This is a genomic window from Streptomyces sp. CB02058 (assembly GCF_001905505.1).
GTDB lineage: Bacteria > Actinomycetota > Actinomycetes > Streptomycetales > Streptomycetaceae > Streptomyces.
This window is the reverse complement of the sequence record NZ_LIPG01000002.1, coordinates 511,420-532,451: the sequence shown is the minus strand read 5'-3', so window position 1 is coordinate 532,451 and position 21,032 is coordinate 511,420. Positions and strand designations below refer to the sequence as shown.

At 69.1% G+C, this 21,032-nt stretch carries 16 protein-coding genes; 1 reads left to right on the top strand and 15 read right to left on the bottom strand.

Annotated elements, in window-relative coordinates; translation table 11 throughout:
* Positions 1-13: 13 nt before the first annotated feature.
* The 11 genes from AMK10_RS09540 to AMK10_RS09490 form a co-directional block, all read right to left on the bottom strand.
* Positions 14-1,939, bottom strand: a complete 1,926-nt coding sequence (locus AMK10_RS09540) for a TIGR03960 family B12-binding radical SAM protein (protein WP_073746934.1) — start codon at positions 1,937-1,939, stop codon at positions 14-16.
* Positions 1,940-1,989: 50 nt separating this feature from the next.
* Complete coding sequence (locus AMK10_RS09535) at positions 1,990-3,516, bottom strand: CYTH and CHAD domain-containing protein (protein WP_073746932.1); 1,527 nt, start codon at positions 3,514-3,516, stop codon at positions 1,990-1,992.
* Positions 3,517-3,565: 49 nt separating this feature from the next.
* Positions 3,566-4,756, bottom strand: a complete 1,191-nt coding sequence (gene rodA, locus AMK10_RS09530; protein ID WP_073746930.1) for a rod shape-determining protein RodA — start codon at positions 4,754-4,756, stop codon at positions 3,566-3,568.
* Positions 4,756-6,933 (bottom strand): penicillin-binding protein 2, encoded by a 2,178-nt coding sequence (gene mrdA, locus AMK10_RS09525; protein WP_073746928.1) that lies wholly within the window; start codon positions 6,931-6,933, stop codon positions 4,756-4,758. The genes rodA and mrdA overlap by 1 nt, the downstream gene beginning before the upstream one ends.
* A 76-nt stretch (positions 6,934-7,009) precedes the next feature.
* A complete protein-coding gene (gene mreD, locus AMK10_RS09520; protein ID WP_073746926.1) occupies positions 7,010-7,672 on the bottom strand; it encodes a rod shape-determining protein MreD in 663 nt (220 codons plus the stop codon).
* Positions 7,673-7,683: 11 nt separating this feature from the next.
* The gene (mreC, locus tag AMK10_RS09515; protein WP_073746924.1) at positions 7,684-8,742 is read right to left on the bottom strand and encodes a rod shape-determining protein MreC; all 1,059 of its coding nucleotides are present in this window, start codon (positions 8,740-8,742) and stop codon (positions 7,684-7,686) included.
* A 97-nt stretch (positions 8,743-8,839) separates the two neighbouring features.
* Positions 8,840-9,859, bottom strand: coding sequence for a rod shape-determining protein (locus tag AMK10_RS09510; protein ID WP_073746922.1), 1,020 nt, complete (start codon positions 9,857-9,859; stop codon positions 8,840-8,842).
* Positions 9,860-10,152: 293 nt separating this feature from the next.
* The gene (gene ndk, locus AMK10_RS09505) at positions 10,153-10,566 is read right to left on the bottom strand and encodes a nucleoside-diphosphate kinase (RefSeq protein ID WP_014156293.1); all 414 of its coding nucleotides are present in this window, start codon (positions 10,564-10,566) and stop codon (positions 10,153-10,155) included.
* 85 nt (positions 10,567-10,651) lie between these two features.
* Positions 10,652-11,020, bottom strand: coding sequence for a DUF4233 domain-containing protein (locus AMK10_RS09500; protein ID WP_073746920.1), 369 nt, complete (start codon positions 11,018-11,020; stop codon positions 10,652-10,654).
* Positions 11,021-11,023: 3 nt separating this feature from the next.
* Positions 11,024-12,547, bottom strand: a complete 1,524-nt coding sequence (folC, locus tag AMK10_RS09495; protein ID WP_073746918.1) for a bifunctional tetrahydrofolate synthase/dihydrofolate synthase — start codon at positions 12,545-12,547, stop codon at positions 11,024-11,026.
* 121 nt (positions 12,548-12,668) lie between these two features.
* Positions 12,669-15,290: a valine--tRNA ligase gene (locus AMK10_RS09490; protein WP_073746916.1), complete on the bottom strand. Its 2,622-nt coding sequence runs from the start codon at positions 15,288-15,290 to the stop codon at positions 12,669-12,671.
* A gap of 136 nt (positions 15,291-15,426) precedes the next feature.
* On the opposite strand from AMK10_RS09490, the gene AMK10_RS09485 reads away from it, so the two are divergent.
* Positions 15,427-16,431 carry a hypothetical protein gene (locus AMK10_RS09485; RefSeq protein ID WP_073746914.1) on the top strand — a complete coding sequence of 335 codons (1,005 nt, stop codon included), beginning with the start codon at positions 15,427-15,429 and terminating at the stop codon, positions 16,429-16,431.
* Between the two features lie 70 nt (positions 16,432-16,501).
* Here the strand turns inward: AMK10_RS09485 and clpX are convergent, their stop codons facing one another.
* The 4 genes from clpX to tig form a co-directional block, all read right to left on the bottom strand.
* Positions 16,502-17,800, bottom strand: a complete 1,299-nt coding sequence (clpX, locus tag AMK10_RS09480) for an ATP-dependent Clp protease ATP-binding subunit ClpX (protein ID WP_073746912.1) — start codon at positions 17,798-17,800, stop codon at positions 16,502-16,504.
* A gap of 156 nt (positions 17,801-17,956) precedes the next feature.
* Positions 17,957-18,640, bottom strand: coding sequence for an ATP-dependent Clp protease proteolytic subunit (locus tag AMK10_RS09475; protein ID WP_030122564.1), 684 nt, complete (start codon positions 18,638-18,640; stop codon positions 17,957-17,959).
* A 67-nt stretch (positions 18,641-18,707) separates the two neighbouring features.
* The gene (locus AMK10_RS09470) at positions 18,708-19,313 is read right to left on the bottom strand and encodes an ATP-dependent Clp protease proteolytic subunit (protein ID WP_198959691.1); all 606 of its coding nucleotides are present in this window, start codon (positions 19,311-19,313) and stop codon (positions 18,708-18,710) included.
* Between the two features lie 297 nt (positions 19,314-19,610).
* Complete coding sequence (gene tig / locus AMK10_RS09465) at positions 19,611-21,011, bottom strand: trigger factor (RefSeq protein ID WP_073746908.1); 1,401 nt, start codon at positions 21,009-21,011, stop codon at positions 19,611-19,613.
* Between the last annotated feature and the right edge of the window lie 21 nt (positions 21,012-21,032).

Here is a 21,032-nt window from a genome sequence, read left to right as displayed (position 1 = left end):
TCACCCCAGGGGCCTACTTCACGACCGTGAGCGGCAGGAGCTTCTTGCCGGTCGGGCCGATCTGGATGCTGGTGTCCATCTGCGGGCAGACGCCGCAGTCGAAGCAGGGGGTCCAGCGGCAGTCCTCGACCTCGGTCTCGTCGAGCGAGTCCTGCCAGTCCTCCCAGAGCCAGTCCTTGTCGAGACCGGAGTCCAGGTGGTCCCAGGGCAGGACCTCCTCGTACGTCCGCTCGCGGGTGGTGTACCAGTCGACGTCGACGCCGAAGCCGGGGAGCGTCTTCTCGGCGCTCCGCATCCACAGGTCGTAGCTGAAGTGCTCACGCCAGCCGTCGAAGCGGCCCCCCGACTCGTACACCGCGCGGATGACGGAGCCGACGCGGCGGTCGCCCCGCGAGAGCAGGCCCTCGACGATGCCGGGCTTGCCGTCGTGGTAGCGGAAGCCGATGGAGCGGCCGTACTTCTTGTCGTCGCGGATCTTGTCCCGGAGCTTCTTCAGCCGGGCGTCGGTGTCCTCGGCGCTGAGCTGCGGGGCCCACTGGAACGGGGTGTGCGGCTTGGGCACGAAGCCGCCGATGGAGACGGTGCAGCGGATGTCGTTCTGCCCGGAGACCTCGCGGCCCTTGGCGATGACGTTGACCGCCATGTCCCCGATCTGGAGGACGTCGTCGTCCGTCTCGGTGGGCAGGCCGCACATGAAGTACAGCTTCACCTGGCGCCAGCCGTTGCCGTACGCGGTGGCGACCGTGCGGATCAGGTCCTCCTCCGAGACCATCTTGTTGATGACCTTGCGCATGCGCTCGGAGCCGCCCTCGGGGGCGAAGGTGAGACCGGACCTGCGGCCGTTGCGGGTCAGCTCGTTGGCCAGGTCGACGTTGAAGGCGTCGACGCGGGTGGAGGGCAGCGAGAGACCGATCTTGTCGTCGGTGTACCGGTCGGCGAGGCCCTTGGCGATCTCACCGATCTCGGTGTGGTCCGCGGAGGAGAGCGAGAGGAGGCCGACCTCCTCGAAGCCGGTGGCCTTGAGGCCCTTCTCGACCATCTCGCCGATGCCGGTGATGCTTCGCTCCCGCACGGGGCGCGTGATCATGCCGGCCTGGCAGAAACGGCAGCCGCGGGTGCAGCCGCGGAAGATCTCGACGGACATCCGCTCGTGGACGGTCTCGGCGAGGGGGACGAGCGGCTGCTTCGGGTACGGCCACTCGTCGAGGTCCATGACGGTGTGCTTGGACACACGCCACGGCACACCGGACTTGTTCGGCACGACGCGGCCGATGCGGCCGTCGGGGAGGTACTCGACGTCGTAGAAGCCGGGGACGTAGACGCCACCGGTCTTCGCGAGCCGGAACAGCACCTCCTCGCGCCCGCCGGGGCGGCCCTCGGCCTTCCAGGCCCGGATGATCTCCGTGATCTCCAGGACGGCCTGCTCGCCGTCGCCGATGACCGCGCAGTCGATGAAGTCCGCGATCGGCTCGGGGTTGAACGCCGCGTGGCCGCCCGCCAGCACGATCGGGTGATCGACGGTGCGGTCCTTGGACTCCAGCGGGATGCCCGCGAGGTCCAGGGCGGTGAGCATGTTGGTGTAGCCGAGCTCGGTGGAGAAGCTCAGGCCGAACACGTCGAAGGCACCGACGGGACGGTGGCTGTCCACGGTGAACTGCGGCACCTTGTGCTCGCGCATCAGCTCCTCGAGGTCCGGCCACACGCTGTACGTGCGCTCGGCGAGGACGCCCTCGCGCTCGTTCAGCACCTCGTAGAGGATCATGACGCCCTGATTGGGCAGTCCGACCTCATAGGCGTCGGGGTACATGAGTGCCCAGCGGACGTCGCATTCGTCCCACGGTTTGACGGTGGAGTTCAGCTCACCGCCGACGTACTGGATGGGCTTCTGCACATGCGGGAGCAGAGCTTCGAGCTGCGGGAAGACCGACTCGGCAGACATCTGTGGACCTTCGTAGCTGGCAGGGGTGACCATCAAGCGTAACCCGGTGCTCAGCCTTTCAACGCCGCCCGGAGCCGGGGGTCCGCCGCCCGCGCCCAGGTCCCGGGCAGTTCGCGCTCCCGTGCCGCCGCCGCGGCCTCCTCCCGGCCGTACAGCAGTCCCCAGGTGAAGGCGGACTCCCCGGCCCCGTGGGCCTGGACGGCCAGGGTGCGCAGGGCGTCCCGGGCGACGACGCTGTCCTGGTGGTCGCCGAGGACCGTCTGCACGGACTTCATCCTCCGGGCGAACTTCTTGGCGGGCTTGCCCAGGGCGGGCTTCGCGGCCTCCGCGGCGTAGCGCACGCGCTTGGCGGCCTTGCGCGCCTCGTGCATCGCCACGTCGCGCTCCTCGCCCGGCGGCTGCTCCAGGGCACCGGCCATGCGGGTGGCGAGGCGGTCGTACTCCTTGAGGACGGCGCGGGGCAGCGTGTCCCCGGGCGCCCGGCTCGCGGCGGGGCGCAGCGGCGGGTCGGCCAGCAGGGCGTCCAGGGAGTCCAGCAGGGCGAGGTAGCGGTCGCCGTCGAGCACGGCGGCCACCTGGCGCCGCGCGCCGCCGCGCCGGGCGACGAAGGTGAGCTTCAGCCGGGCGGCCACCGGCCCGAGGACGAGGGTGCCGGGCAGCCCGGCGACGCGGGAGCGGAGCCGTTCGTCGAGGACTTCCTGGTCCCGGTCGACACCCAGCTCCCCCGCGAGCCATTTCAGCTCCTCGCGGAGCGGGTCGGTGACGGTCCGGTCGAGGACCGAGCGGTACGTCCGGAGGGCGCTGCGCAGCCGGCGGGTGGCGACCCGCATGCTGTGCACGCTGTCGGGCAGGTCGCGGCGGACGGCCGGGTCGAGCTCGACGACGGCCTCGGCCTGGGCGCGTACGTAGGCGAGCACATGGTCGCCGGCGCTGCGCGGGGAGGCCGTCCCCCGGGGCTTGCGGTGCTTCCCCGGTGCCGTCTCCTCCAGCGCCCTGGCCAGCTTGGACGGTGCGGCCGACGGCCGGACACCGGCCTTGCGCAGGCGTCGCTCGACGGCGTCCAGGAGCGCGGGGTCGCCGTCGTCGGCCAGCTCGACCTCCAGTTCGGTCCAGGCCGAGGTGGTGCCGTGGCCCTCTTCGGTGAGGCGCTCGGCGAGCACCTCGTCGACGCTGAGCTCGGCGAGGAGGCCGCCGTGCTCGTCGAGGAGGTGGTGGACGTCCCGCGCGGAGAGGATGCGGACGACGGGGACGACGGGGGTGTTCCGCACGCGGGAGCGGAGCAGCGCGGTGAGTCCGGAGGGCAGGGCGTCGCTGAGCGGTGCCCTGATCTCGTCGCGGACATCGGCGGAGACGGGGACCTTGAGGTGCCAGCCGGCGTCCTCCCCGCCCGTCCTGCGGCGCAGCGTGAGGGAGGCGGCGGCGAGCCGGAGGTCCTCGGTGTCGTAGTAGACGGCGTCGAGTTCGGTGACGCCCCGGTGGACCACGGCCGAGACCCCGGCCGCACGGGTCAGATCCGGCAGCCGGGTTTCGGGAGTCGCTTCGTACTTCCGTTCGACCTCGCGCTTCGAGTCCGCCATAGGACGAATCTATCCGCGATGGGCGCGAACATGCAGGGGGGCGAACCGCTCAGGCAGTTATCGGCCGTTGCACCCGGATCGACTGGAGGAGCCCGATCGCCACCCAGACGGCGAACATCGACGATCCTCCGTACGACACGAACGGCAGCGGGAGCCCCGCCACCGGCATGATCCCGAGGGTCATCCCGATGTTCTCGAAGGACTGGAAGGCGAACCAGGCGATGATGCCGGCGGCCACGACCGTCCCGTAGAGCTCGGTCGTCTCGCGGGCGATCCGGCAGGCGCGCCACAGGACGACGCCGAGCAGGACGATGATCAGTCCGGCACCCAGGAAGCCGAGCTCCTCCCCCGCGACGGTGAAGACGAAGTCGGTCTGCTGCTCGGGGACGAACTGGCCGGTCGTCTGGGAGCCGTTGAAGAGCCCGGTGCCGGTGAGTCCGCCGGAGCCGATGGCGATACGGGCCTGGTTGGTGTTGTAGCCGACGCCGGCCGGGTCGAGCGCCGGGTTGGCGAAGGCCGCGAAGCGGGCGATCTGGTAGTCGTCGAGGACGCCGAGCTGCCAGACGGCCAGGGCGCCCGCCGTGCCCGCCCCGAGGAGTCCGAAGATCCAGCGGTTGGACGCGCCGGAGGCGAGGAGCACCCCGAGGACGATGACGGCCATGACCATGACGGAGCCGAGGTCGGGCATCAGCATGACGACACCCATCGGGATGATCGCCAGGCCGAGCGCCTTGGCCACGGTCCGGTGGTCGGGGTGCAGCTGGTCGCCCGCGTCGACGCGGGCGGCGAGCAGCATCGCCATGCCGAGGATGATCGTGATCTTGGTGAACTCGGAGGGCTGGAGGGAGAAGCCGCCGGGGAGCAGAATCCAGGCGTGCGCCCCGTTGACCGTGGCGCCGAGCGGGGTGAGGACCGCGAGGACGAGCAGGACCGACAGCCCGTAGAGGACCGGGACCGCTCCCCGCAGGGTGCGGTGCCCGAGCCAGATCGTGCCGATCATCAGCGCGAAGCCGATGCCGGTGTTGAGCGCGTGCCGGAACAGGAAGTAGTACGGGTCGCCGTGGGTCAGCGAATCGCGGCCGCGGGTCGCCGACCAGACCAGGAGCGAGCCGACGAAGGACAGCGCGAGCGCCGATCCGAGCAGCGGCCAGTCCAGCCGACGCACGACGGAGTCGCGGGCGGTGAGCTTGGCCCAGGTGGAGCGCTCGGGGGCGTAGCGCGAGACGGAGAAGCCCGCCATCAGTCCCGCCTCCCCAGCGTGCCGGGCAGAGCCCCCGCGAGTGCCTGCGTGCCGTCCTCGGCGGGCGGCTCGGGGACGTACGGCTTGATCTTGGGCGACACGATCTGGCCGTCGGGCTTGATCGTGGGCAGGGCCTTCTGGGGCTTGGGCAGCAACGCCTTCTTCAGGTCCTGCTTGCCGCTGGAGTCGAGCCCGTAGAGCGCGTTGTAGATGTTGCGCACGGCGGGGCCGGAGGCGCCGGAACCCGTACCACCCTGGGAGATCGTCATGACGATCGAGTACTCCTTGGTGTACGTGGCGAACCATGAGGTCGTCTGCTTGCCGTAGACCTCGGCCGTGCCCGTCTTGGCGTGCATCGGGATCTTGTCCTGGGGCCATCCGCCGAATCGCCAGGCGGCGCTTCCCCGGGTCGCGACTCCCGCGAGGGCATCGTCTATCTTGTCGCGCGTGTCTCCCTTGAAGGGGAGCTTGCCGTGGGCCTGGGGCGCGATCTCCTGGACGGTCCTGCCGTCGCCGCTGACGATCGCCTTGCCGACGGTGGGGTCGTACAGGGTACCGCCGTTGGAGATCGCCGCGTAGATCGTCGCCATCTGGATCGGCGTGACGAGCGTGTCACCCTGGCCGATCGAGTAGTTGACGGAGTCACCGGCGCGCATCTTGTTGCCCTCGATGCAGCCCTCGTACGCGATCTTCTCGACGTACGTGCCGTCCTTCTTGCCCTGCTTGCACCAGGAGGCCTTGTTGGCGTCGTAGAAGTCCTGCTTCCACTGGCGGTCCGGGACGCGGCCGGAGACCTCGTTGGGGAGGTCGATGCCGGTCTCCTTGCCGAGGCCGAACTGGTGGGCGGTCTTGTAGAACCAGTCCGCCGGGTTCTTCTTCGGGCTGTTGCCGCCGTCCTTGGCCCACTCCTTGTGCGCCAGGCCGTAGTAGACCGTGTCGCAGGAGACCTCCAGGGCGCGCCCGAGGTTGATGCTTCCGTAGCCCTGGGACTCGAAGTTCTTGAAGACCTGGCCGCCGATGGAGTACGAGCTCGGGCAGGGGTAGTTGCCGTCGAAGTCGTATCCGGCGTTGACCGCGGCGGTCGACGAGATGACCTTGAAGATCGAGCCGGGGGCCGCGGTGCCCTGGATGGCCCGGTTCAGCAGCGGGAAGTTGGACTTCTTCCCGGTGAGCTTCGCGTAGTCCTTGGCGGAGATGCCGCCGATCCAGGCGTTGGGGTCGTACGTCGGCAGGGACGCCATCGACACGATGCGGCCGGTCTTGGCCTCCATGACGACGACGGCGCCCGAGTCCGCCTTGTACAGCTCGTTGGTGTTGCGGTCCATCTCCTTGCGGGCCGTCTCCATCGCCTTGTTCAGCTCGTACTCGGCGACGGCCTGGACCCGGGCGTCGATGGAGGTGACGACGCTGGCCCCGGGCTCCGCCTCGTCGTTCTGCGCCTGGCCGATGACCCGGCCGAGGTTGTCGACCTCGTAGCGGGTGACCCCGGCCTTGCCCCGGAGCTCCTTGTCGTAGGTGCGCTCCAGGCCGGAGCGGCCGACCTGGTCGGAGCGGAGGTAGGGCGAGTCGCTGTCCTGGGCCTTGGTCACCTCCTCGTCGGTGACCGGCGAGAGGTAGCCGAGGACCTGCGCGGTGTTGGCCTTGCCGGGTGCGGCGTAGCGGCGTACGGCGGTGGGTTCGGCCGTGATGCCGGGGAAGTCCTCGGCGCGCTCACGGATGGTCAGCGCCTGCTGCGTGGTGGCCTCGTCGGTGACGGGGATCGGCTGGTAGGGCGAGCCGTTCCAGCAGGGCTGGGGGGTCTTGGCGTCGCAGAGCCGGACCTTGTCCGTGACTTCCTTGGGCTTCATGTCGAGGACGTCGGCGAGCCGGGTGAGGACCGCGACCCCGTCGTCCTTCATCTTCATCAGCTCGGTGCGGCTCGCGGAGACGACCAGCCGGGTCTCGTTGTCGGCGAGCGGCACACCGCGCGCGTCGAGGATCGAGCCCCGGACGGCGGGCTGCACGACCTGCTGGACATGGTTGTTCTTCGCCTCGTCGGTGTACTCCTGCCCGTTGCGGATCTGGAGGTACCAGAGCCGCCCGCCGAGCGTCAGGAGGAGGGAGAAGACGAGGACCTGGATGACGACGAGACGGATCTGAACCCGCTGGGTCCTTCCGGTCTCCGGAATATTGCTCACGGAGCGCCCCCGGTGGTGGTGGTTCGGCCGGGGTCACGGGGGTCTCCCCCGGTGCTCGTCCGGTGCCGGTACTGCCTCACAGTCGCTTGACCCCCTTGATCCTTCCCGCGCGCGCGGCGCGGCTGCGGGCGGCCCTCAGGCGCATCCCGCCACGCTGGCTCCCGATCCGCAGCCCGGTGCCGGACGCCAGCCAGCCGGCGGCGACGTCGCCGCTGCCGGAGCTGTCGGCCACCGGGTCGTTCTCGGTACGTCTGGCGAGCGCCATGATCAGCGGAACGGTGAACGGCGCCAGCAGCAGGTCGTAGACCACGGCGGTGAACAGCAGGCTGCCGAGGCCCACATGGCGGGCGGCCGTGTCGCCGACGAGGGAGCCGACTCCGGCGTACAGCAGGGTCGATCCGATCGCCGCGACGACGACGAAGGCCATCGGGGTGAAGGCCGACTTCAGCTGGCCGTTCTCGGGGCGCGCCATTCCGGCGAGGTAGCCGATGACGCAGAGGACCAGGGCGTAGCGCCCGGCGGCGTGGTCGGCGGGCGGTGCCAGGTCGGCGAGCAGACCCGCGCCGAAGCCGATGACGGTGCCGCTGACGGGCCCGTACACGAAGGCGAGTCCGAGGACGACGAGGAGCAGCAGGTCGGGGGTGGCCCCGGGGAGCTGGAGGCGGGCGAGGACGGAGACCTGGATCACGAGGGCGACCACGACCAGGGCGACGGAGAGCAGAGTCCTGTTCAAGCGCATGGGGATCAGCTCTATTCCTGCTCGTTCGCCGCGTCACCTGCGGCCGTGTCGGCGTTGCCCGAGGCTTCGGGGGAGGCGCCGGGGGACGCGGAGGCGCCGGGCTTCTCGTTGATGTTCCCGACGACCTTCCCGCTGCCGTCGACGAGGTCGCCGTTCGGCTGGACGGTGACCGTGACGGTCGGGGTGGGCTTGGGCTTCTCCGGCTTCTTGGGCTGCGCCGGCAGGACCATGTCGCGGGGGTTCTCGCGGGGTGCCTGGACGACGATGCCCACGATGTCGAGCTTGGTGAAGCCGACGAACGGGCGGACGTAGACCGTACGGGTCAGGTCGCCGCCCGACGGGTCGACGCGGACCACCTCGCCGACGGGCACGCCCGGGACGAAGGGCTTGTCCTTGCTGGACCCGAAGGTGACCAGCCGGTCGCCCTTCTTCACGTCGGCCTTGCCGTTGAGGAACTGGACCGAGAGCGGCCGGGACCCCTGCCCGGTGGCGAAGCCGAGCTCGTCGGTCTTCTCCAGCCGGGTGCCGACGGTGAAGTCCGGGTCGTTGGCCAGCAGGACGGTCGCGGTGTTCGGGCCGACGGTGGTGACCCGTCCGACGAGCCCCTCGCCGTTCAGTACGGTCATGTCGCGCTTGAGGCCGTCGTTCGCCCCCGCGTCGATGGTGATGGTCCAGGAGAAGCCCTGGGCCGCTCCTATGGCGATGACCTGGGCCGCCTTGATGCCGTACTGGCCGGCCCCGGCGCTCTTCAGCATGGTGTCGAGCTGCTTGACCTTGCTGGTGTTGCGGTCGTCGCTGCCGAGCTTGGTCTTCAGCTCGGCGTTCTCGTGCTCCAGGGCCGCGATCCGGTCGTGCCGGTCACCGGAGTCCCGTACGGCGCCGATGGCGTTGCCCACCGGGTCCACCGCGGCCGCGACGCCGTTCTCGACCGGTCCGAAGACCGTGGCGGCGGCCTGCCGGGCTCCGTCCACCGGTGACTCCTCGCCACCGCGGATATCGACCGTGATCAGGGCGAATGCGATGGCGATCAGCAGCACCAGGAGCAGCCGGCTCTCTCGTGTGTCCCTCACGTGCGGCGGCCGTGCCTTCCTCGTCGGAATGTTCGTGCCTGTATACCAACGTTCCGCCGCACGGGGCGGCAGCGCCCGTACGGCGGAACGTCGTGTTCTACCGTCGGGGCTGGGCGTCCAGCACCTGCTGGAGCGCCTCGAACTCCTCGACGCACTTGCCGGATCCGAGCGCCACCGAGTCCAGCGGGTCCTCGGCGATGTGGATCGGCATGCCCGTCTCGTGGCGCAGCCGCTCGTCGAGCCCGCGAAGGAGCGCGCCGCCGCCGGTGAGGACGATGCCCCGGTCCATGACGTCGCCGGAGAGCTCCGGCGGGCACTTGTCGAGCGTCGTCTTCACGGCGTCGACGATCGCGTTGACCGGTTCCTCGATGGCCTTGCGGACCTCGGTCGCGGAGATGACGACGGTCTTGGGCAGGCCCGAGACCAGGTCGCGTCCGCGGATCTCGGTGTGCTCGTCCTTCTCCATCTCGAACGCCGAGCCGATCGTGATCTTGATCTGTTCGGCGGTGCGCTCACCGAGGAGGAGGGAGTACTCCTTCTTGATGTGCTGGATGATCGCGTTGTCCAGCTCGTCGCCGGCGACCCGGATGGACTGGGCAGTGACGATTCCGCCGAGCGAGATCACGGCGACCTCGGTGGTGCCGCCACCGATGTCGACGACCATGTTCCCGGTGGCCTCGTGGACCGGCAGACCGGAGCCGATGGCCGCTGCCATGGGCTCCTCGATGATGTGCACCTGACGCGCGCCCGCCTGCGTCGACGCCTCGATGACGGCGCGTCGCTCGACCCCTGTGATGCCGGAGGGCACACAGACGACGACCCGGGGGCGGGCGAGGTAGCGCCGCTTGTGGATCTTGAGGATGAAGTAGCGGAGCATGCGCTCCGTGATCTCGAAGTCGGCGATCACGCCGTCCTTCAGCGGCCGCACGGCAACGATGTTGCCGGGCGTGCGGCCGATCATTTTCTTTGCCTCGGCGCCGACCGCCAGGATGCCGCCGGTGTTGGTGTTGATGGCCACGACGGACGGCTCGTTCAGAACGATGCCGCGCCCCCTGACGTACACCAGCGTGTTGGCAGTCCCGAGGTCGATAGCCATGTCACGGCCGATGAACGACATTGAGTTCCCCTTGTTCCCCATGAGGATGCGTCGGGCCTTCCCAAGAAGCGAAGAATGGCTTGTTTTGAGTAGGCGAGGGTTGGCGCTGCGGGCGTGGAAGCTTCCATCGTAGTGCCGTGAGCACGGACACAGCGCGAGGGTCCTTCGCCATGGCGAGCGGAACGGCTGCCCGTTCCACCCATGGTGACGTTACGTCGGAGGGATGCGTTCCCGCGATACGTGACCCTATGCCGAAGGGCGACCGAATTACTTCGGTCGCCCCAGGTCATGAGCGCTGATTGGCCGAGCCGAAGTCAGGAAAGTCCGGGAAAGAAAAGCTTCAGTTCTCGCTCTGCGGACTCCTCGGAGTCCGAGGCGTGGATGAGGTTCTCCCGGGTGATGGTGCCGAAGTCACCACGGATCGAGCCGGGCGCGGCGGCGATCGGGTCGGTCGGACCCGCCAGGGCGCGGACGCCCTCGATGACTCGCTCGCCTTCGGCCACAAGAGCGACGACGGGGCCGGATGCCATGAATTCGACGAGGGGCTCGTAGAACGGACGGCCCTTGTGCTCGCCGTAGTGCTGCTCCAGGGTCTCCTGGTCGAGCGTGCGCAGCTCCAGCGCGGTGATCGTCCAGCCGGCCTTGCGCTCGATGCGGCCGACGATCTCGCCGATCAGCCCACGCCGGACGGCGTCGGGCTTGAGAAGGACGAGGGTGCGCTGAGTCATGTGCGGCTCCTTGCGGGCTTTCGGTGCGGGTGGGGGCGAGATTACAGGGATACGCCGACGGCCATACGGCCGGGCTCACTCTGCGTCATCCTTGGGCCGGAGCCTCTGCGCTCTCCTGTGCCTCGGCCTGCGCCGCCCACCGCGCCTTGGCCTCGTCGATCTTGCGGCCGTAGTGCACCGACGCCCACCACAGGACGACGAAGAGCACGCCCAGGATGAACATCATGGGAACGAAGAAGCCGCTCAGCACGAGCAGGATCTGAAGCGCCCAGCCGAGCTGGATGCCGCCCGGACGGGTGATCATTCCGCAGAGCAGGACGGACAGCAGCATGCCGATGCCGCAGACCGTCCAGACCGTGCCCATGGACAGGTCGTCGGACTTCATCGCGACGAGCCCGGCGAAGCCGATGACGAAGAACTCACTGATGAGCGTCGATGCACAGAGCGTACGCACAGGTCAGCGCCTTCCCAGAAGCAGCCGGGCCTCGCCGACCGTGATCACGGATCCGGTCACCAGGACTCCGGCGCCCGCGTACTCGGCCTCCTCCTCCGCGAGGGTGATGGCCGCCTCCAGCGCGTCGTCCAGGCGTGGCTCGACCTGGACGCGCTCGTTGCCGAAGACCTCGACGGCGACGGCGGCGAGCGCGTCGGCGTCCATCGCGCGCGGGCTGGAGTTCTGCGTGACGACGATCTCGGCGAAGATCGGCTCGAAGGCTTCCAGGAGTCCCCGGACGTCCTTGCCGTCGCTCGCGCCGACGACCCCGATCAGCCGGGAGAAGCTGAACGCCTCCGAGATCCCCTCGGCGGTGGCGAGGGCTCCGGCCGGGTTGTGCGCCGCGTCCAGGACGACGGTCGGGCTGGACCGCACGACCTCCAGCCGGCCCGGCGAAAGCACCGAGAGGAAGGCCTTGCGGACCGCTTCCACGTCGAGGCTGCGGGCCTGCTCCGCGCCGATGCCGAAGAACGCCTCGACGGCGGCGAGGGCCACCGCCGCGTTGTGCGCCTGGTGCGCGCCGTAGAGCGGCAGGAAGATGTTGTCGTACTCGCCGCCGACCCCGCGCAGCGTCAGCAGCTGGCCGCCGACCGCGATCTCACGGGAGACGACACCGAACTCCATGCCCTCGCGGGCCACCGTGGCGTCGACCTCGACGGCCTTCTTCAGCATCACCTGCGCGGCGTCGACCGGCTGCTGGGCCAGGATCACCGTCGCGTCCTGCTTGACGATGCCGGCCTTCTCGCCCGCGATCTCGGCCGGGGTGGTGCCGAGGCGGTCGGTGTGGTCCAGCGAGATGGGGGTGACGACGGCGACCGACGCGTCGATGACGTTCGTCGCGTCCCAGGTGCCGCCCATGCCGACCTCGACGACCGCGACGTCCACCGGCGCGTCGGCGAAGGCCGCGTACGCCATGCCCGTGAGCACCTCGAAGAACGAGAGCCGGTAGGGCTGCTGGGTGTCGACCATCTCGACGTACGGCTTGATGTCGTTGTACGTCTCGATGAAGCGCTCGGGATCGATCGGGGCGCCGTCGAGGCTGATCCGCTCGGTGATCGACTGGACGTGCGGGGAGGTGTAGCGGCCGGTGCGCAGCTCGAAGGCGCCGAGCAGGGCCTCGATCATGCGGGCCGTGCTCGTCTTGCCGTTCGTCCCCGTGATGTGGATCGAGGGGTAGGCGCGCTGGGGCTCGCCCAGCACGTCCATCAGGGCCGCGATACGGGTCACCGAGGGTTCGAGCTTGGTCTCGCCCCAGCGGCCGGCGAGCTCCTGCTCCACGGCGCGCAGCGCGCGGTCGGTCTCCGGGTCGGCGGGGCGGTCGGGGACCGCCTCACCCTGGGGCGGTCCCGACTGGGTGCGCAGCGTCCGGCTCCCGGCCTCGATCACCGCCAGGTCGGGGTCGCGCTGGGTCTCTTCGTCGACGATCTCCGCGAAGGTGTCGTCGGGATCTGACGCGTCGTGCCGGTCTGAAGGGCGGGGCTCACTCACAGGGCCAGTCTACGGATGGGCACCGGCATCGTGCGCAGCGCCCGGGGCCGGGCCCCCCGGGCACGGCGAAGCCCCCGCGCTCCCGGTCGGTCGGGGGCGCGGGGGCTCCGGCTCTACGTCATCAGCCCTGCGGCAGATTCGCCAGCTGGGCGGTGATCCGCTCGATGTCGGTCTCCGCCTTGGCGAGCCGGCCACGGATCTTGTCGACCACGTTGTCCGGCGCCTTGGCCAGGAAGGCCTCGTTGCCGAGCTTCCCGTTGGCCTGGGCCTTCTCCTTCTCGGCGGCGCCCAGGTCCTTCGTCAGGCGCTTGCGCTCGGCCTCGACGTCGATCGTGCCGGACAGGTCGAGCGCGACGGTGGCTCCGGCGACCGGGAGGGTGGCCGTCGCGTGGAACCCCTCCTCCGCGGGCTGGAGCCGCAGCAGCTGGCGGATGGCCGCCTCGTGCGGGGCGAGCACCGTGCCGGTGACGGTCAGCTCGGCCGGGACCTTCTGGCCGGGCTGGAGGCCCTGGTCGGAGCGGAAGCGGCGGACCTCGGTGACGACCTGCTGGACGAGCTCGATCTCCTTCTCGGCCGCCTCGTCACGGAAGCCGCTGTCCTTGGGCCAGTCGGCGACGACGACGGACTCCTGACCGGTGAGGGTCGTCCAGAGCTGCTCGGTCACGAACGGGACGATCGGGTGCAGCAGCCGGAGCGTGACGTCCAGGACCTCGCCGAGGACCCGGGCGGACACCCGCGCCTGCTCGCCGCCAGCGAAGAACGTGGTCTTCGACAGCTCGACGTACCAGTCGAAGACCTCGTCCCACGCGAAGTGGTAGAGGGCGTCGCTGAGCTTGGCGAACTGGAAGTCCTCGTAGAACGCGTCGGCGTCGGCGACGGTCTGGTTCAGCCGGGACAGGATCCAGCGGTCGGTGGCCGAGAGCTGCTCGACGGGCGGGAGCTCCCCCTCCACCGTCGCGCCGTTCATCATCGCGAAGCGGGTCGCGTTCCAGATCTTGTTGGCGAAGTTGCGCGAGGCCTGGACCCAGTCCTCGCCGATCGGGACGTCGGTGCCGGGGTTGGCGCCCTTGGCGAGGGTGAAGCGGACGGCGTCGGAGCCGTACGTGTCCATCCAGTCCAGCGGGTCGACGACGTTGCCGAAGGACTTCGACATCTTCTTGCCGCGCTCGTCACGGACCAGGCCGGTGAGCGCGATGGTCTTGAACGGCGCCTCGCCGTCCATGACGTACAGGCCGAACATCATCATCCGGGCGACCCAGAAGAAGATGATGTCGTGGCCGGTGAGCAGGACGTCGGTCGGATAGAACTTCTTGAGGTCCGGGGTCTCCTCGGGCCAGCCGAGCGTGGAGAACGGCCAGAGGCCGGACGAGAACCAGGTGTCCAGGACGTCGTTGTCCTGGGTCCAGCCCTCACCGGTGGGCGGCTGCTCGTCGGGGCCGACGCAGACGACCTCGCCCTCGGGGCCGTACCAGACGGGGATGCGGTGGCCCCACCAGAGCTGGCGCGAGATGCACCAGTCGTTGAGGTTGTCGACCCAGTCGAAGTACCGCTTCTCCATCTCCTTGGGGTGGATCGCGACCCGGCCGTCGCGGACCGCGTCACCGGCGGCCTTGGCGAGGGTCTCGACCTTGACCCACCACTGGAGCGACAGCCGGGGCTCGACGGTCGTGCGGCAGCGGGAGCAGTGGCCCACCGAGTGGACGTACGGACGCTTCTCGGCCACGATCCGGCCCTGTCCGCGCAGCGCGCCGACGATCGCGGACCGGGCCTCGAAGCGGTCGAGGCCCTCGAACGGGCCGGCGACGGTGATGACACCGCGCTCGTCCATGACGGTCATCGACTCCAGGCCGTGGCGCTGGCCGATCGCGAAGTCGTTCGGGTCGTGGGCCGGGGTCACCTTGACGGCGCCCGTGCCGAACTCCGGGTCGACGTGGTGGTCGGCGACGACCGGGATCGTGCGGTCGGTGAGCGGCAGCTTGATCCGCTTGCCGATGAGGTGGGTGTAGCGCGCGTCGTCCGGGTGGACGGCGACCGCGGTGTCACCCAGCATCGTCTCGGCGCGGGTCGTGGCGACGACCAGCGTCTCCTCGCCCTCGCCGTAGGTGATGGAGACGAGCTCGCCGTCGTCGTCCTGGTAGTCGACCTCGATGTCCGAGATGGCCGTCAGACAGCGCGGGCACCAGTTGATGATGCGCTCGGCGCGGTAGATCAGCTCGTCGTCGTACATCTTCTTGAAGACGGTCTGGACGGCGGCGGAGAGGCCCTCGTCCATGGTGAAGCGCTCACGGGACCAGTCGACGCCGTCGCCCAGGCGGCGCATCTGGCCGAGGATCTTGCCGCCGTACTCTTCCTTCCACTGCCAGACGCGCTCGACGAACTCCTCGCGCCCCAGGTCGTGGCGGGACTTGCCCTCCTCGCCGAGCTGCTGCTCGACCTTGTTCTGGGTGGCGATGCCGGCGTGGTCCATGCCGGGCAGCCACAGCGCCTCGTACCCCTGCATCCGCTTGCGGCGGGTGAGGGCGTCCATGAGCGTGTGCTGGAAGGCATGGCCCAGGTGGAGGGAACCGGTGACGTTGGGCGGCGGGATGACGATCGTGTACGGGGGCTTCTCGCTCTCCGGGTCCGCCGTGAAGTAACCGCGCTCTACCCAGCGCTCGTACAGCTTCCCCTCTACCTCGGCCGGCGCGTACTGGGTCGGCAGTTCGGGGGTGCTGGCTGGCTGCTGCGCTGCGTTCTCGGTCACGGCACACAGTTTAGGGGCGTCACAGTCGTGCACTGAAACCGGTTTGTTCAGTAACGGTGTCCGCCCGGATTCCCTAAGTGAGCGCCGCTTCCGCCAGGATGTTCGGAACGCATAAGCATTCGGAGGGGACAGCGCCATGAGTTACAACCAGCCGGGCCCGTACGGCGGCCAGCAGCCGCAGGGCCAGCCCGGACCGTACGGCCAGCAGCCGGGCCCGTACGGCCAGCAGCCCAACCCCTACGGCCAGCAGCCGCCCCAGGGCGGCCAGCCCGGCTACGGCTACCCGCAGCAGGCCCCTCAGGGCGTCCCGCCGCAGCAGCAGCCCCCGCAGGGCTACGGCTACCCGCAGCAGGGACAGCAGCCCGGCCCGTACGGCCAGCAGCCGCCCACTCCCCCGTACGGCGGCCAGCAGGCGTACCCCGGCATGCCGCCGCAGGGTGCGCCGAAGAAGAAGACCGGGCTGATCATCGGCGCGGTCGTCGTGGCGCTCGCGGTGGTCGCGGGCGGCGTCTACTTCCTCACCTCGGGCGGCTCCGGCAACAGCGACGTCGCGGACTCCACCAAGGGGTACAAGATCACGCCGGCGGCGTCGGTGGACACCTACAAGCAGGACAAGAGCAAGACGTCCTCGGCCACTCCGACGAGCAAGGAGAAGGCGGAGGCCGAGGCCCTGGGGATCAAGAACCCCCAGAAGGCCGAGGCCCAGTACGCGAGCGGCGACCTGGAGAAGAACCCGCTCACGACCAAGATGCTCATGCTCTACGGCAATTGGGGCGAGGTCAGCGACCCGTCCAAGGCCCTCGACGGCATGTTCGCGCAGGCCAAGGCCGGAATGGCCGAGGACGAGGACGGGGGCCAGACCTCCCTGGTCGGCAGCCCCAAGGACGTCACCCCCGCGGGCTTCGAGGGTGCGCTGATGAAGTGCCAGGACATGAAGGTGGTCAACGACAAGGCCGACGGCACCGCGGCGGGCGGCCCCAAGGAAATGATCATGCCTGTCTGCATCTGGGCCGACTACAGCACGGTCGGCGCGGTGATCGGCCTCGACATCGGCGCGGCCCTGACCAACAAGTCGATGACGCAGGACGAGGTCTCGGTCCTCGCGGCGAAGCTCTACAACACCTCGCGCACCAAGGTCTGAGCCTCACACGCCGAAAGGGGCGCCCGGCCGGTGGCCGGGCGCCCCTTCGCGTGTCTCGTCGCGGCTGCCGCTACGCGGACTTCTCGTGGCGTCCGCCGCCGTCGTTCTTGCCGATCGTGCGCGGCTCGCGCGGGACCAGCGTCGGGTTGACGTTGTCGCGGACGACGTCCGGGGTGATGACGACGCGCGCCACGTCCTTGCGGGACGGCACCTCGTACATCACTGACTGGAGCACTTCTTCCATGATGGCGCGCAGACCGCGCGCGCCCGTCTGGCGCAGGATCGCCTGGTCGGCGATGGCCTCCAGCGCCTCGCGCTCGAAGTCCAGCTCCACACCGTCGAGTTCGAACAGGCGCTGGTACTGCTTCACCAGCGCGTTGCGCGGCTCGACGAGGATCTGGAGCAGCGCCTCGCGGTCCAGGTTGTGGACCGAGGTCAGCACGGGGAGACGGCCGATGAACTCCGGGATCATCCCGAACTTCACCAGGTCCTCCGGCATGACCTCCTGGAACTGGTCGCTCGCCTGGATCTCCAGCTTGGAGCGGATCGTGGCGCCGAAGCCGATGCCCTTGGCGCCGGCCCGCGACTCGATGATCTTCTCCAGACCGGAGAAGGCGCCGCCCACGATGAACAGGACGTTCGTCGTGTCGATCTGGATGAACTCCTGGTGCGGGTGCTTCCGTCCGCCCTGCGGCGGCACGGAGGCGGTGGTGCCCTCCAGGATCTTCAGCAGGGCCTGCTGCACGCCCTCGCCGGAGACGTCGCGCGTGATCGACGGGTTCTCGCTCTTGCGGGCGACCTTGTCGATCTCGTCGATGTAGATGATCCCGGTCTCGGCCTTCTTGACGTCGTAGTCCGCGGCCTGGATCAGCTTCAGCAGGATGTTCTCGACGTCCTCGCCGACATAGCCGGCCTCCGTCAGCGCCGTCGCGTCGGCGATGGCGAACGGGACGTTGAGCATGCGGGCCAGCGTCTGCGCGAGGAGCGTCTTGCCGGAGCCCGTGGGGCCCAGCAGCAGGATGTTGGACTTGGCGAGCTCGATCGCGTCGTCACGATTGCCGCCGCCGTTCTCCCCGGCCTGGACCCGCTTGTAGTGGTTGTACACAGCGACCGAGAGGGCCTTCTTCGCGGGCTCCTGCCCGACGACGTACCCCTCGAGGAACTCGTAGATCTCGCGCGGCTTGGGGAGCTCCTCCCACCGCACCTCGGAGGTCTCGGCGAGCTCCTCCTCGATGATCTCGTTGCAGAGATCGATGCACTCGTCGCAGATGTACACACCGGGTCCCGCGATGAGCTTCTTCACCTGCTTCTGGCTCTTTCCGCAGAACGAGCACTTGAGCAGGTCGCCGCCATCACCGATGCGTGCCACGAGGTGCTTCCCCTTCGCCTGGGAGCAGCCTGGTTCAGCGGCTCCTGGTGCCTCTATCCGACGGTACCTTGCCTGGCCCCCCGTTCGGGCCCCCCTTGGCACGGTTCACACGGCCGGGGCTGTGCGAGCGGAACGTGCCAAGGGGAAAGACCGACGTCAGACGGACGCGCCGGCTGTGGTCTTACGGGTGGAGACAATCTGGTCCACCAGACCGTACGCGAGTGCGTCGTCCGCGGTAAGGATCTTGTCGCGCTCGATGTCCTCGCTGATCTTCTCCAGCGGGGTGGTGGAGTGCTTGGCCAGCATCTCCTCCAGCTGGGTCCGCATGCGCAGGATCTCGTTGGCCGCGATCTCCAGGTCGGAGAGCTGCTCACGGCCGGTCTGCGAGGACGGCTGGTGGATCAGCACACGGGCGTGCGGGAGCGCCATGCGCTTGCCCGGGGTGCCCGCGGCCAGCAGGACGGCGGCGGCGGAGGCCGCCTGGCCCATGCAGACCGTCTGGATGTCCGGCTTCACGAACTGCATCGTGTCGTAGATCGCGGTGAGCGCGGTGAACGAGCCGCCGGGGCTGTTGATGTAGATCGAGATGTCGCGGTCCGGGTCCATCGACTCCAGGCACAGCAGCTGCGCCATGACGTCGTTGGCCGAGGCGTCGTCGATCTGGACGCCCAGGAAGATCACGCGCTCCTCGAAGAGCTTCGCGTACGGGTCGTACTCGCGCACACCCTGCGAGGTGCGCTCCACGAAGCGCGGGACGACGTAGCGGTTGTCCACCTGCGGGCCGGTGTAGAGGCCGCTCGCGGAGGCGCCGGAGAAGTTGTTCATGTGGGTCTTCACCATCCTGGTGGCGTATCTGTGGGCTGGGGGTCTCGGCGTACGAGAGGGAGCGGGGTGGCGCACGCCCGGATCAGGCGCCGGTGCCGCCGCCGCCCGGGATGCCCGACGCGACCGAGATGATCTCGTCGATGAGGCCGTACTCCTTGGCCTCCTCGGCGGTGTACCAGCGGTCGCGGTCGCCGTCGCGGATGATCGTTTCCACGGTCTGGCCGGAGTGGTGGGCGGTGATCTCGGCCATCCGCGTCTTCGTACGGAGGAGGTACTGCGCCTGGATCTTGATGTCCGAGGCGGTACCGCCGATACCGGCCGAACCCTGGTGCATGAGGATGTCGGTGTTCGGGAGCGCGAAGCGCTTGCCCGCCGTGCCGCCGGTGAGCAGGAACTGGCCCATCGAGGCGGCCATGCCCATACCGATGGTGACCACGTCGTTCGGGATGTACTGCATGGTGTCGTAGACCGCCATGCCGGCCGTCACCGAGCCGCCGGGGCTGTTGATGTAGAGGTAGATGTCCTTGTCCGGTTCGGCGGCAAGGAGCAGAAGCTGTGCGGTGATCTTGTTGGCGATGTCATCGTCGACCTGCTGACCGAGGAAGATGATGCGCTCGCCGAGCAGTCGGCTGTAGACCTGGTCACCGAGGCCTCCACCGAGGGACGGCTCTCCGGCGGCGTAGGGCATCAGATTCGTCACGTATCCACCTGCTCGTCTCTGACGGCTCCGGCCGTCTCAGCGTCTTCGTACCGGGTGGGCCGGGACTACCCGACCCTTCCTCTTCATGGACCCTAACGCGCAGGTGGGACAACGCCATCCCGCTTCCCCAACTGTTCGCTGGGAGCGCAAGGTAAGCCAGTGGGCACAAGGGTTCCCGGGTGCGTCACCGGCCTCGCACCCGGGCCCGGGCCGATACGACGGCGGGCCCCGGACGTGGTACGTCCGGGGCCCGCCGCGTGGATCGGATCAGCGAGCGGAACGGGCTCAGGCCTCGTTCTTCTCGTCCTTCTCCTCGGCCTTCTCGGTGCCCTCGGCGGCCTCGGCCGTCTCGGTGCCCTCCTCGGCCGTCTCCTCGTCGTCCTCGAGCTCGACGATCTCACCGTTGGTGTCGACGACCTTGGCGGCCTCGACGACCACGGCCAGCGCCTTGCCGCGGGCGACCTCGCCGACGAGCATCGGAACCTGGCCACCCTCGACGACGGCCTGGGCGAACTGGTCCGGGCTCATGCCGGAGGAGGCCGCACGCCGCATGAGGTGCTCGGTGAGCTCCTCCTGGTTGACGTTCAGCTTCTCCTTGTTGACGAGCTCGTCGAGGATGAACTGGGTCTTGATGCCCTTGATGGCCTGCTCGGAGGTCTCGTTCTCGAACTCCTCCAGCGTCTTGCCCTGGATCTCGAGGTACTTCTCGAGGTCGAGGCCCATCTGGCCGAGCTGGTGGTGCTCCAGGTTGTGCTTGCGGGTCTGGACCTCGTCCGCGAGGAGCTTCTCGGGGATCGGGACCTCGGCCAGCTTCAGCAGCTCGTCGAGGACGCGCTCCTGGGCCTGGGTGGCCTGGTCGTACTGCTTGGTGTTCTCGAGGCGCTTGCGGCTGTCCTCGCGCAGCTCTGCGAGCGTGTCGAACTCGCTCGCCATCTGCGCGAAGTCGTCGTCCAGCTCGGGCAGTTCGCGGGCGGCGACGGCGGTGACCTTGACGGTGACCTCCGCTTCCTTGCCCTCGGCGGAGCCGCCCTTCAGCTCGGAGGTGAAGGTGGCCTCGCCACCGGCCTCCAGGCCGGTCACGGCCTCGTCGATGCCGTCGAGGAGCTCGCCGGAACCGATGGTGTACGAGACACCGGCGGCCACGCCGTCCTCGAGGACCTCGCCGTCGACCTTGGCCTCGAGGTCGATCGTCACGACGTCGCCCTCGGCGGCGGCGCGCTCGACCGGGTTGGTCGAGGCGAAGCGCTCCCGGAGCTGCTCCACGGCCTTCTCGACGTCCTCGTCGGTCACTTCGAGTGCGTCCACGGTGACCTCGATGCCGGAGTAGTCCGGGATCTCGATCTCGGGACGGACATCCACCTCGGCGGTGAAGGCCAGCAGCTCGCCGTCCTTGAGTTCGGTGATGTCAACCTCGGGCTGGCCCAGAACATTGAGCTCGCCCTCGTTGACAGCCTCGGTGTAGAACTTCGGGAGGGCGTCGTTGACGGCCTCCTCCAGCACAGCACCACGGCCGAACCGCTGGTCGATGACGCGGTTGGGGATCTTGCCCTTACGGAAGCCCTTCACCGTGACCTGCTGGTTGATCTTCTTGTACGCCGCGTCGAGGCTGTCCTTGAGCTCCTCGAAGGGCACCTCGATGCTGAGCCGAACCCGAGTCGGGTTCAGGGTCTCCACGGCGCTCTTCACGGTTCGGTCTCCTTGGTGGCT